The 13,025-nt window shown below is 36.8% G+C and carries 10 protein-coding genes and 2 pseudogenes; 11 read left to right on the top strand and 1 reads right to left on the bottom strand.

What is annotated here, in order from left to right:
* The first annotated feature begins 110 nt into the window (after nucleotides 1-110).
* The 6 genes from U8D43_RS01040 (at nucleotide 111) to U8D43_RS01015 (ending at nucleotide 7,110) form a co-directional block, all read left to right on the top strand.
* The gene (locus tag U8D43_RS01040; protein ID WP_335869088.1) at nucleotides 111-1,415 is read left to right on the top strand and encodes a lysine N(6)-hydroxylase/L-ornithine N(5)-oxygenase family protein; all 1,305 of its coding nucleotides are present in this window, start codon (nucleotides 111-113) and stop codon (nucleotides 1,413-1,415) included.
* A 723-nt stretch (nucleotides 1,416-2,138) separates the two neighbouring features.
* Nucleotides 2,139-3,071, top strand: coding sequence for a glycerophosphoryl diester phosphodiesterase membrane domain-containing protein (locus U8D43_RS01035; RefSeq protein ID WP_335869086.1), 933 nt, complete (start codon nucleotides 2,139-2,141; stop codon nucleotides 3,069-3,071).
* 29 nt (nucleotides 3,072-3,100) lie between these two features.
* The gene (locus tag U8D43_RS01030) at nucleotides 3,101-3,727 is read left to right on the top strand and encodes a DUF4129 domain-containing protein (protein WP_335869085.1); all 627 of its coding nucleotides are present in this window, start codon (nucleotides 3,101-3,103) and stop codon (nucleotides 3,725-3,727) included.
* 30 nt (nucleotides 3,728-3,757) lie between these two features.
* Nucleotides 3,758-4,909, top strand: coding sequence for a DUF4350 domain-containing protein (locus U8D43_RS01025; protein WP_335869141.1), 1,152 nt, complete (start codon nucleotides 3,758-3,760; stop codon nucleotides 4,907-4,909).
* Nucleotides 4,872-5,801, top strand: coding sequence for an AAA family ATPase (locus U8D43_RS01020; RefSeq protein WP_335869084.1), 930 nt, complete (start codon nucleotides 4,872-4,874; stop codon nucleotides 5,799-5,801). Before U8D43_RS01025 ends, U8D43_RS01020 begins: the two co-directional genes overlap by 38 nt.
* Nucleotides 5,752-7,110: a DUF58 domain-containing protein gene (locus tag U8D43_RS01015; protein WP_335869082.1), complete on the top strand. Its 1,359-nt coding sequence runs from the start codon at nucleotides 5,752-5,754 to the stop codon at nucleotides 7,108-7,110. The genes U8D43_RS01020 and U8D43_RS01015 overlap by 50 nt, the downstream gene beginning before the upstream one ends.
* On the opposite strand, the gene U8D43_RS01010 is transcribed toward U8D43_RS01015, so the two are convergent.
* On the bottom strand, nucleotides 7,105-8,061 hold the full coding sequence (locus U8D43_RS01010; protein WP_335869081.1) for a stage II sporulation protein M: 957 nt from the start codon (nucleotides 8,059-8,061) through the stop codon (nucleotides 7,105-7,107). The genes U8D43_RS01015 and U8D43_RS01010 overlap by 6 nt on opposite strands.
* Before the next feature lie 129 nt (nucleotides 8,062-8,190).
* Here U8D43_RS01010 and U8D43_RS01005 point away from each other — a divergent pair, with 129 nt between their 5' ends.
* From U8D43_RS01005 to U8D43_RS00985, 5 genes and pseudogenes are all read left to right on the top strand, one after another.
* Complete coding sequence (locus tag U8D43_RS01005) at nucleotides 8,191-8,994, top strand: RDD family protein (RefSeq protein ID WP_335869080.1); 804 nt, start codon at nucleotides 8,191-8,193, stop codon at nucleotides 8,992-8,994.
* Between the two features lie 992 nt (nucleotides 8,995-9,986).
* Nucleotides 9,987-10,193: pseudogene (locus tag U8D43_RS01000) on the top strand (IS1595 family transposase); the annotation flags it as partial.
* 1,041 nt (nucleotides 10,194-11,234) lie between these two features.
* Nucleotides 11,235-11,624, top strand: a complete 390-nt coding sequence (locus U8D43_RS00995; RefSeq protein WP_335869079.1) for a spore germination protein GerW family protein — start codon at nucleotides 11,235-11,237, stop codon at nucleotides 11,622-11,624.
* Between the two features lie 452 nt (nucleotides 11,625-12,076).
* A complete protein-coding gene (gene tnpA, locus U8D43_RS00990; RefSeq protein ID WP_335869078.1) occupies nucleotides 12,077-12,475 on the top strand; it encodes an IS200/IS605 family transposase in 399 nt (132 codons plus the stop codon).
* Between the two features lie 9 nt (nucleotides 12,476-12,484).
* A pseudogene (locus tag U8D43_RS00985) lies at nucleotides 12,485-12,991 on the top strand (RNA-guided endonuclease TnpB family protein); the annotation flags it as partial.
* Nucleotides 12,992-13,025: the final 34 nt, after the last annotated feature.

The raw sequence follows: 13,025 nt of genomic DNA, 5'->3' as shown, positions 1-13,025 counted from the left end.
ACAGGTTTCTGTCGTTACGATACCATCTACTATAGGAGAAAGTATTTCGCGATTGTAATTTCGCTTCTCCCGATTATAGTACGAACAAAGATAATGAGGAGGAAATTCTAGTGTCTAACAAATTATATGATTTAATTGGAGTTGGGGTAGGTCCTTTTAATTTGAGCTTAGCCGCTTTACTTGAGGGCAATTCAGAGGTGGATGCGGTCTTTTTTGACCAGAAACCTCAATTTGATTGGCATAAGGGGATGTTGATTGTTGGGACGAGGTTGCAGGTCCCGTTTATGGCGGACCTAGTGACTTTAGCGGATCCAACGAACCGATATAGTTTTTTAAATTATCTGTCTGAAAAAAATCGTTTGTATCCATTTTATTTTTTACAAAGATTGGATATTCCGAGAAGGGAATATAATGATTATTGTCAGTGGGTGGCCAATGAATTAGAGAATTGCCGTTTTGGGCAAAGGGTCGTGGAGCTAGATTACAATCAAAGTGAAGAATATTTTTTAGTGACAGTTGAAAATATTGAAACGAATGAACAAGCTACCTATCATAGTAAAAACCTCGTCTTAGGAACGGGAAGTGTTCCTGCGCTGCCGAAATCATTACAAGGTCTACCAGAAGAAAATGTTTTTCATACGTCTAAATTTCTTGAAAATCAAGAGCGGTGTCGAAAAGCAAAATCGATCACAGTTATTGGGTCGGGCCAAAGTGCGGCTGAAGCATTTCGTGAATTATTAAAAGAAAGAATGGAGCATCAATACAAATTAACGTGGATCACACGATCGAAAAGCTTTTTATCGATGGAAGAATCGAAGTTGAGTGTTGAACAGTTTTCGCCTGATTACGTGAATTATTTCTATCAATTCCCTCAGGAAAAGAAAGATGAGATATTTGCTTCTCAGGATTTATTGTATAAAGGAATAAGCTCTCATACGATTAATGATATTTATAATTTACTATATGAACATTCCGTATCAGGTGAAGATTTGAACTTAGGACTTCAGGTGTTAACTGAGGTTAATGAAATACGCGTGGAGGAAGGCCAGTGTGAAATTTTCTGTCATCAATGGCAACAAGATAAAGATTTCACTCATGAAAGTGAAGTGGTAATCGTAGGTACTGGTTATCGTCCGAATGTGCCGAGCTTTATTAAAGAGAAATTAGGGTCATATATTAAATGGGATGACCATGGAAGATATGAGGTAGAGGCGGATTATCGTCTGCGCTTAAATATTCCTAATCAAATCTATGTTCATAGCGGAATCTCTCATAGTCATGGAGTAGGGTCCACTAATTTAGGGCTAGCTGTGCACCGAAATAAAGTGATTATCAATCACCTAGTCGACAAAGAGCTATTTCCGATGCAAGAGAAAAATGTATTTCAGAATTTTGATGCAGATAAGCTTCAGTAAATAATAATGAAGCGAAAAGCGATGTGAATACAATGTTAGAAAGAAAAAATGCCTTCACCCCATGTTAAGCACATAGGGAGACAGGCATTTTTTTAGTAGCAGGCATTTATTTGAATACTTCGTGCTTATATGTAAAAAAACCAATGGCAATTCTTCGTTTTGTCAATATATATTCTATAGGCTAAGAAAAGAACCCCAAAGTCTTTCATCATCCCGATTTACACACTTCTGCGAAAAACAACACTTTTTTAGAAATGCCCCTTTTCGTAAACATAGTTTGCTCCTAGTATAAGGAAAAAACAGTCAGTAATGTTTTTCGAGTGATTTCTTACTTTTTATTAATGGCTCTTTTCGCATACTTTGTTGCTGTAGAATACAAAAAAGGATGGAAACACTAATTTCATTCCTCATTCCGTGTTAAAAATGATGCGAAAAGATGCCCGAAGTCAATCTTCATCACGAATTGAGAACTAATTCGAAAAGCCACAATCTTTGCGAAAACAGCCATACAATGAGATAAAATTAGTATTAAATTAGCTTCAATGTCTAGATTTTTGAACGATCACAATTTGTTCATACTCAAATTGTGAAAGCCCTTTTCTTTCCTATTACTGTTAATTAAAGAACAAAAAGTTACAAATTTCCATCCAATGCAACAGATTTAATGATAAAATAAGATGTATATTGTCAATTTTCGAATAATTACTTCTAGGGGGAAGGCAAGTGAATTCACAATTTAATAAGCCAAAAGGATTTGGGGAAATCCTTGATCTAACGTTTCGATTGAGTAAAAATCATTTCAAACATTTTCTACTCATTTTCCTTATTCTGATAGGTCCGATTTTTTTGGTTCAAGCACTGATGGAGTTATTAACAGGAACTAATTTTTTTCGAGAAGTAGGGACAGGATCGAACTGGTTTGAGCAAATTATTTCGAGCTTTGATCAGTCGTTTTTTGAATCTGAGGCAGAAATGGCAGAATTTGATGTGATCGGTACCTTGATGCTCATTGTCATCGGGATTCTATCGTTCTTTTTAGTTCCTATAGCAGATGCAGCGGTATTGATTGCTATCAATCATATTCGTTTAAACGAAGAATACACAGTGAAAAATGTCATTAAAAAGGCGTTTACACGCTATTGGGCTATTATCGGAAGTACTCTTTTATTTTGGATTATTTCTTTTGGTATCATTGTCTTACCGGCCATCATTTTGGTTACTTCAGGTTTTTTTGTATCGATAATGAATATTTGGGCTTCGATTATTATGAGTCTAATATTCTTGGTTGGTTTTGGTCTGCTGATTGGCTATTTGCTTATTCGTTGGAGCTTTTATTTTGGGGCCGTTGTGCTTGAGGATGATGCACTAGGGCTCTCAAGAAGTTGGCAACTTACAAGAAACCGTGGCTGGGTGCTTATAGGTTTATTTATTACGTTATTCATTATTCTTGGTATCGTCGGATCGGCGTTTGAATTTACGTTTGGTGCCCTTTTAGGGAATAGTGTTTTATTTACGCTAATTGTCAGTCTCGTGACTTTATTCACTTCAATGGTCAATGCCGTCGCTTTTGCAGTGATATTTTTTGATTTACGAACCAGACATGATGGAGATGACTTGAAAGAACTTATCCATGAGTATGATGTTATCCAAAAATGATTTTATATCAAAGCTAGGTGTTGAAAATCGTGATAAATGAATCGAAAGCGAAAGAGAAAATTGAGCAAATAGTTGATGAAGAAGAATATCAAGCTTACTACCAGAACTCTGAAGGACTGTTAGTGAGTTTGTGGGAAAAGGTAAAAGAGTGGCTACTTGATCTATTAGTGAGGCTATTTCCTTCATTAAATCCCACCAGTGATACATCTACAGTATTGCTAATTGTGTTAATCGTCTTATTCGTTGGGGTGTTACTATTGGTTTTGTTTACTTTATCAAGAAATAAGCTCAGCAAGCGACGATTCCATCAGAATAAACCATTGGAAAATCAAGGTGAATTGCATTGGTCCTTTCAAAAGCATCAAGAAGAGGCAGACGTACACGCCAATCAACGATCCTTTTCGCTTGCAACTCGGCACCTATTTTTGGCTCTGCTTCTGTATTTTGATGAGAAACAATGGCTACAGACGAAGATTTGGAAAACTAATTGGGAGTATTATGAAGAACTTCGAAAGGTAAATCAAATAATCGCAGAAAAATTTTACCGTTTAGCGCTTCTATTTGATGAGGTGGCTTACGGTGAACATACAGTGACAGAGGAGGAATTTCGTCAATTTCAAGCCCAGGTAATGGAGTGGCTGGTTGTTGAGGAGTAAACCCAGTAGATAGAAAGGAGGAAGGAAGTGATGAAATTCAGTTCAAATTGGAAAGTGTGGGCCGGGCTTGCTGTACTTATTAGTGCCTTTCTTATGCTAAGTAGCTTGGTAACCTCCCAAAAACCAAAGGAATATCCCCCTTTCGATTCACAATCGCCTTCTCCTACTGGGATGAAGGCCATATATCAGTTTCTTGGAGATGAGCAACTTTCTGTGAAAAGGTGGATTTATAGTCCAGAGAAATTGCCTTCTGGTAAGGATAACCAGTTACTCGTTATGGTCGAGCCGTTCACAATGCCTAACAGTAGGGAGACAAACGAGTATGAAGCGTTCATGGAGGCTGGAAATACTATACTATTAGTAAAAGAAAATCCAAAAGGGATGTTTGATCTTAAGACAACCATGAAGGAAGATATCTTTGCCGACAATGAGATGCAGGAGATAGATCTTGTTGGCCGTAGTTCCTCTTTTCGATTAGAAGAAAATGGTGAAGAAGATGTTCTAATTGAAGATAAATCAGGTGTGCTCGCATTTAAGCAAATCAAGGGAGATGGGCAATTAATTGTGGCTACCTTCCCGACCATTTTCATGAATCAAAACATTCCTAAACGTGAGAATATAGGCTTAATTCTAACTCTACTAAATGAGGGGAACGCTGCGGAAGGGACCATTCTCTTTGACGAATACTCTCATAGCGGAGAAAGTGCGGCAACCTTTTTGACGTTATATCCAAGGTGGTTCCTGTTACTTTTGCTTCAAGGAACATTGGGTGTTTTCCTTTGGCTTTGGTACAGAGGGAAGCGATTTGGCTTCATCCTTATCCCAAGAGAAGAGACCGTTCGATTTAGTGATGAAAAATTGCAGGCATTAGCGGCTTGGTATATGAAGGGGCGTCAATATCAGGCATCCCTTACGATACAGGGGGATTATGTCAGAATGCTACTTCAAGAGCGCTGGGGTGTCCCGGTGCATAAGGAGTGGCTGGACATCGAAGATTCATTATCGAAGCTTTCATGGTCGAAAAAAGAGCGCCATTCGTTTTTAGCGGGGATAACAGACACCCTAACAAAAGAAAAAATAACCAAACAAGAATTTCTTCAGTGGTCCCTAAAAATAGATAGAATGAGAAAAGAGGTGGAGGATCGTGAACTCAGAAATCACATCCTTAATAGAAAAATATGAAGAGCGAATAGTCGGGCAAAATACCAATCTTAAATTACTGCTATCAGCTATTCTTGCTGGTGGGCACGTTTTACTTGAAGGAGTTCCAGGAACAGGGAAAACACAAATGGTGAAAACACTAGCTAGTTTAGTAGGAGGGACCTTCAACCGAATTCAATTCACACCTGATTTACTGCCCAGTGATATTACAGGAAGCACGATCTACAATCTAAAAGACAGCAACTTTCAAACTATTAAGGGACCAATTTTTACGAATATTTTACTAGCGGATGAAATCAACCGTACTCCAGCGAAAACGCAGGCGGCACTATTAGAGGCGATGGAAGAAAGTCAGGTTACCATTCAAGGAGAAACCTATCCACTTTCAGAAGTTTTCTTTGTCGTCGCGACACAAAATCCAATTGAGTTTGAAGGGACTTATCCGCTTCCAGAAGCACAGCAAGATCGTTTTTTATTTAAACTAGATATTAACTTCCCTTCATTAGAAGAAGAGAAAAATGTGCTAAAACAAGTGTTGGAAAAAAGATTTACCGCCAGTGAAATTGCAGCCATACTAGATATAAATACATTGCTAAGTATACGTAAAGAGATTAAAAACGTTACCGTTAGTGATGCAGTATTAGATTATATTATGAAAATTGTTAGACGAACACGAGAAACCGAATCGATTCGCTTTGGCGCAAGTACAAGAGCAGCCATTTCGATTGGGAAATCAGCTCAAGCATGGTCCTATTTATCAGGTCGTGATTATGTAACTCCTGATGATATTAAAATTGTCGCTCGACCGGCTCTTCGCCACCGTATTCAATTATCTCCGCATATGGAATTGGAGGGTGTGACCATTGACACAATTATTCAAGAGTTGGTGGGCTCGATTCCTGTTCCAAGATAAGGGGATTGTTCCAACTAAGCGACTGCTGACGTTGTTCTTGTTGTTATCACTTTTTTTATTATTGGCAACGCCATTAGAGCTGTCGTGGACGCTGATTTTCATTGTAAATGCATTTCTACTAACAGCCAGTTTCTTTGATTTAACTCTTTCACCTGCAAAAAAGAGGCTAATGTTTAAACGAAGTATTCCACCGCAATTAGAAAGAGGAGTCCCTTATACCGTAGATATTGAGATTACAAATCCTAGTGACTACAATATGAATTTTCGGCTGTTAGATGGAATTCCGCAAAATTTCCGAACAACCTTTCCTCTCAGTGGTACTGTACCCAAAAATACCAAGATAGTTATATCTTACGAAGTATTAGCTCCTGTAAGAGGGGATTACCAAATAAAAGAACTGTATATACGTTATCGAAGCTTTTTAGGATTATGGGAAAAGCAACTTACGGTGGATCTAGCTAACGAGATAATGGTGATTCCTGACTTGACTGAGACAAAAAGGGTATTAGAAAGCGCACAAAACTATTTGTTATACGATGGATTAAAAATTCGAAAAAAACAAGCTGGTGTTGGAGAATTTTCTAAGATCAGAAATTATGTTCTCGGAGATGATCCAAGAAAGATAAACTGGAGGCAAACGGCAAAGCTTCAAGAAGTGATGACGAACGAATTCGAACCTGAACATGGTAAGTATATTACGATATTGATCGATTGTGGTCGAATGATGGGAGCTGAGCTTCGCGAAGGTAATCGACTAGAAAAATCGCTCGAAGCTGTGCTTACTGTTGCTGCTGCGGCGCTCCAAAAAGGTGATTACGTCTCTGTATTAGCATTTGGAAAGGATGTATTGGTATATATTCCACCCGCTAAGGGTATTGCCCATCTGCAACATATTTTACAAAAAATATACAATCTTGAGGTAGAAGCTGCTGAATCGAACTATGCTAGTGTGCTTTTTTATTTGCAAAGCAGACAAAAAAAGCGGAGTTTACTATTGTTATTTAGTGATGTTCATACCTTCGTTCATGAAAATGGGGCGCTCTTCTACTTAAAACAACTTCGTAAACAACATGTCTTTTTAACGATTGGAGTGGAGGACGAAGCCTTAGTTCGTGTAACGAGGAATGCGTCATTAGGTGTGAAGCAAACGATGATCAAGAGTATGGCCCAAAAGCAACTCTTAGTGAAAAAGAAAGAAAAAGTGAAGTGGGAAAAACAGGGTCTCCTAATGGTGGAGGCCCCTGAGGAACAGCTAGCAACAGCAGCAGTTTCATATTATATTGAAATTATGAATCGCGGTCTTCTATAGGTTTCTTTTCCAGAGAATCCGACCAATCAGCACATATAAAATTAACCCAATAACAGTGATAAAAGCAACCGCATACTTGAACTCAAGCGATATCGTAGCTGGCGTAATAAAGCCTTCGATGATCCCAGCAATTACGAAGAGGGGAATCGTACCTAGTAATAATTGAACGGAGCGCTTTGCTTGCTTCTTCAGCTGAAAGCTTCGAGAATAACGGCCGGGAACAAAGAGCTTATAGCCCATCATTAAACCTGCTCCACCAGCAATGAAAATGGCGGTAAGCTCAATCATCCCGTGAGGAACGATATACGCCCAAAACTCATACGATTTATCTTGATGCCAAAACAGAGCCGCTAGAGCACCAATTATGATACCGTTGTAAACCAGCATATAGACTGTCAAAAGTCCAAAGAATACCCCACCAGCAAAGGCCAGGAACGCCACTCTAATATTATTTGTCATAATTGATGCTGACATAAAGGAAGAATCCACTTCACCATCGCTTTGCCCGAGTGAACTAGGATCCACTCCCTGTGCGATATTACTAGGCAGAATAGAGTATAAGTGAAGCGGGTCTTGATAGACCGATAGAAATGCACCAACGGCTCCAACCATAAATAAAAGCATGGCTGCCACTACAAATCGCCACTGCTCTAACAGTAAACCGATAAACGTAGTTGTGAAGAAATGAGTGACTTGCTTCACACTTGACACTTGATCTCTGTATAAATGATTATGAGATTTGGCGACGAGCCCGTTTAAATAGGAAGTTACCTCTTCATTTGGAAAATACGTCTGACTAAATGAGAGGTTTTGCGCAGCCTGTTGATACATGTGGTGAAATTGCTCAATATTCGTCCCAGTGTTGTTCTTTTTCTTCTGAAGGGTTATCAGAAGTGTCTCCAGTTGTTGCCAATTTCCTCTATGCTGTTTAATAAATTGTTTCACATTCATAGGTACACCTACTTGTTTATATTTGACTTAGGATAGCTGTTAGAATATTCTCATAGCTACTATTATAGTAATATTTTTAATAAATTGAAACCATGATAGGAAATTAAATCCATGAGGAGGGGTTTTACTATGCAAGAAGAGCGTGTAGATATCGTCACACCTGAATATGTTCCTCTTCAGTTTCAAACTGCTGGACTAGGAAGTAGGGCCGCAGCCCACATTATTGATCAGCTACTATTGACCGTGATAAATATTCTCATGATCGTTATCTTTATATTGACAGCAACAGGTGAAGTATCAGTTATTGGCTTGACTACTCTGTCTTCCTATTTGATTGGATTTTTCATTGTCTTGATCTTCCTGATAAACTGGGGCTATTTTTTTGCCCTGGAATATTTCTGGGGAGGGAAAACAGTAGGTAAACGGCTTATAGGGATCGTTGTGATCCAAGAGAACGGGCACAGTATCACGCTATTATCCAGCTTTATTCGTAACCTATTAAGATTAATCGATTCGTTACCTACGGCTTATTTCTTGGGCATTGCAATGATTTTTCTCCACTCGAAACATAAGCGAATGGGTGATATTGTCGCAGGAACCATCGTTGTGCATGAAAGAAGATTAAAACGAAAGCATAAAGCTTCTGCAATTGAAAAAGACATCCAACAGCGGGGTTTATCCAAAGAAAATCTTTCATTAGAAAACTGGCAAATCCAACAATTTGTTCAAAAAGATTGGAATCTACTAAATTCTTACAGCAACCGACTACTAAATCTTACAAACTCACAACGACTATTAAGAACCAAGCAAATGGCACAAATTCTGTTTCCGAAAATCGGTCTAGAAGTAGATGGAAAAGCACAAATAGAGCTCGAGAACACTCTGCTAATTTTGTATTTAGTGTTGAAGGATGAGTGGGAATTTGAGGTGTAGTCTGGATCAGGGGATGTTTACATCTCATTAATAGAGTTTGGTGAGTCGAAAATTCAACTATTACCTGGAAGGCTAAGTTGAACATCTTACATCGTAATACAATTTCACTTAAAAACAGGGACATTCATTTCTAGTGAAGGTCCCTGTTTTTAAAAAAAGTTAAGAATGAATATTTTTTATGATGTATTTGGGTCTAGCTCGAGGAGCAATTCATAGCATTCTAATCAAGTACGACTAGTACACATACTTACTCATTCAATATTCCTCGTTTTGTAACGGAGCAACCGTTTTTCCTAGAATTCCGATGCAATACCTTTTGTATTTTACAACTTTCGAGGAAATACGTTTCATCCAGGTCAACGATTTTGTAAGAATTGAATGTTTTTTTCATTAGAGCTGATAATACGAACGAATCAAATCACTATCGGTTTATATTTCTTCTATGTTGTTATCTCCTCATCATTAATCGTTTTCTAGTTCACATTCTTTAAAGAGGCTTATCCTTCTCTTTTTGATGAAAGTAATAAACACTAATTTCAAAAGCAAAAAAACTTATGACAAGGCTTGCTGAGAGTGGATAAGGCGAATCAATCAGAATAAATAACAGAAGAGAAGTCATGAAAAAAATAACGGCAACTGAAAGATGATATTTCAAGTATTTTCTCAGGATATACCTCCAATATTAGATTATTAGATAACATTATTTTACATAAATATTATTTGGAATGGAAATAGAAAGTACTCACACTATATCTTGCACTATCGGGGGCTTATCAGGAACAAAATTGGCTTCTTTTTTTGTTGAATTTGTTATCATTCTTTTATAAAGGCTCTTTTCGTATACATTGTGGCTATTTCATCTGATTTTTGACTAAATCCTCCTTTTCACTGTTGATTTCTATCAAAAACAGACGAAATGATGCCCGAAACAAAGCTATATCATAGATAATAAACTGATACAAAAAGCCACAATCTTTGCGAAAACAGCCTTTATGAAACAATGGATAAACCGCTTTAAAGGTGCGACTACAAAGTATCTTGACTACTACCTTGAGTGGTTCTTGTTTTTAGATAGTCGTAGTAACGAAAGCACAAAACACAATATTTAGGAATTCCTCTTATCATCATTTGTATTTGAAATATCCGCTAACTATGATAGTTTAAGCCTTTCAAAGTTCAACGTTTTATTTTTTTTATAAGAATGTGATTTTAAAATTTCACTAAATGAAAGTGTATTTTTTTTGACCGATACATCAACTTTACAGGACTGGGAATGCAATTAGGAGAGAGATTCCAAAAAGTTCAAAAAGGATTTAGAGAAACTATGAGACTATTGACCACCAGGAAGTGAATCTTTTAACTTACTTTAGGTAGTTGATGACAGTTCGCGAATTTATTCAATCTGTCAGGATTTCGAATTTAAGGATTTCAATTCTTCTGCTAAATTAGTGGAAGCTGTCAAAGATTATTTATCCCATTTAAACAATAAATTCAAAGCAACAGACTATATTGTCATACTTGGCAAGTACCTAAAGTAAAACTGTTTATAGTAAGGAAAACCATGTTCTCATTGGCTTTCCTTGATTTCCATTAACATGGCGGCCCTATTAAGAGATTCCCATCCGTTATGACTTCGTTGGCAACTTCATCAGAAACCTGGGTGTTTATGGTTCGAGTACCGTCACCTTTTTGAAATTTGTGGATACTCTTGTATCGCTTTTGAAGATAGTGACAGTTTTGACTGTTATCTCCCTATGTTCACCTCATTGAGGTATTCCCTTTATATAATTGCAATCTTGAAGAGATTAGTCTATATGGAATATTTTGTTAATCAATTCCTTCCCAAGCTGTAAATCAGATTACACCTTCACCTGTGCAGACTCAATTGTTTTAGATTTTACTTGAAATACGGAATAGGCGCAAATTGCAGATAAACCTAACAGGACGGAAATTGAAATAAATAATATTATCTTTACACGAATGTCCATAACTGCTTCTTTAATATGAATGTTTTTTACTATTGTTATAGTATAGACATTATACCTTTAGTATCATTTGATGATGTGTTTTTGGGATAATAGAAAGGATTTTTTGTACTTTCGAAAAGAGAAGAATGTATAATTTCAAAATGTATGTGATAGACATGGGTGGGAATTTTGAGAGAAAACAGGAACTATATTTGTAGGATTCTCCATTGTGAGAGTCGAAGTAGTAGTAAAACAATTAAAGGGGAGATTATGTTGGAAAAAGAATCGGTATCAAGTATGTCTGAACAGATAGCAAATACTAATATAACACCCATAGGGATTATTTTTAATAAATTTTCAATGCAGAAGGATGTCACATTAGTATATGGTGAATCGATTGATTTTGGTAATAAGCGCGTCATTCCAGTCGCTAAAATCAGCTATTCTGTTGGTGGTGGTGGGGGATATGCGGGAGAAAATGATGGTTCTTCAGCTAGTAAAGGAGAAGGGGGAGGAGGACATATTTCAGTTACTCCGGTGGGGGTTTATGAAATCTCTTCAAAACGAACGAAATTCAAGCCAATAATAGATCTTAAGCTGTTACTTTCGCTTTTTTCAGTATTCAGTTTTGGACTGATTTGGTTAATTAAGAAGGTTCAATGATTCATAAAAGCTCTGTAGTATTTATTGCGGGATGTATGATGCATTATTTACATCTAAATAAAATTTGGAGAAAATGTTTCTTTGCTAGTTAACTACAGTTATTCTGAAAAAATCAAAATGTCATTGAAACCTATTCTCTAAACGCTCAATGGTAAAGTATAGAGGCCTCGTCATTCATAGCTTTAAAAAACAAATCTATTTTCCTAAAATATTTAGAAAGATGATAAGTGATGATTCAGCAAAATCAATTGATTTAGTTGGGGAGGTTCACAAGAATATATATCTTTTTAACTAGGTTTCCGAAAAGAATTCTCTCACTTCAAGGAATGTGAAGGGCGTAGCCCAATGAGTAAGTGGGAGATGAATTTTCGGTTGGCGTCAGCGAAAGTATTTGTATCTATTAGCAAATTATGTTAAAATCAGTCTGTACATAAAGAAAGGTTGATAACATAATGAAATTAGATAGTAATAAACATTCAGTCTTTCTTTTGCACTATCATCTAGTATTGGTAGTGAAATATCGTAGACAAATATTTGATGATAGTATGTCAAACTATGCAAAAGATATTTTTGTGAGAATAGGCCAGTCGTATAATATTTCGGTTGAAGATTGGAATCACGATAAAGACCATATACAGGTCATGTTCAAGGCACATCCTAATAGTGAATTATCCAAGTTTCTAAATGCTTATAAGAGTGCCAGTTCTCGATTGATAAAACGTGACTATCCCTTGGTTCGAAAAAAGCTTTGGAAAGAAATGTTTTGGTCAAGAAGCTTCTGTTTGATTACAACGGGCGGTGCTTCCATAGAAACAATCAAACAGTACATTGAAAAGCAAGGTAGGAAGTAGGTGTTGGTAATGTTGAAAGCATATAAGTATCGTCTCTATCCAAATAAGGAACAACGAATATTGTTCGCAAAAACCTTCGGATGTGTGCGTTTGGTGTATAACAAAATGTTTGCTGATAGAATCAATTCTTATAAAAAATCTCAAGAATGCATAGACAAATCCATTAAACATCCTACTCCTGCACAATATAAAGCTGAATTTCTGTTTCTAAAGGAAGTGGATTGCCTTGCTTTAGCTAATGCACAAATGAATCTAAACAAAGCATACGCTAATTTCTTTCGTGATAAGTCCACTGGATTTCCAAAGTTCAAAAGCAAAAAAGACAATCATCACAGGTATACGACCAACAACCAAAAAGGAACTGTTCGCATTGAAAACAGTTATATCAAACTTCCAAAGTTGAAAATAATGGTAAGAATCAAGCAACATAGACAATTTTCTGGGCTGATTAAGTCTGTTACAATTTCTCAAACTCCAACAGGAAAGTATTTTGCTTCTGTTTTGGTGTCCCCCTCTGTTAGGATAAATGTCGTAGAGAACTTTAGTGTTA

It is taken from the genome of Bacillus sp. 2205SS5-2, assembly GCF_037024155.1.
Lineage (GTDB): Bacteria > Bacillota > Bacilli > Bacillales > Bacillaceae_K > Bacillus_CI.
The sequence above is the reverse complement of the archived record's forward strand: the minus strand, read 5'-3'. Positions and strand labels throughout refer to the sequence as shown.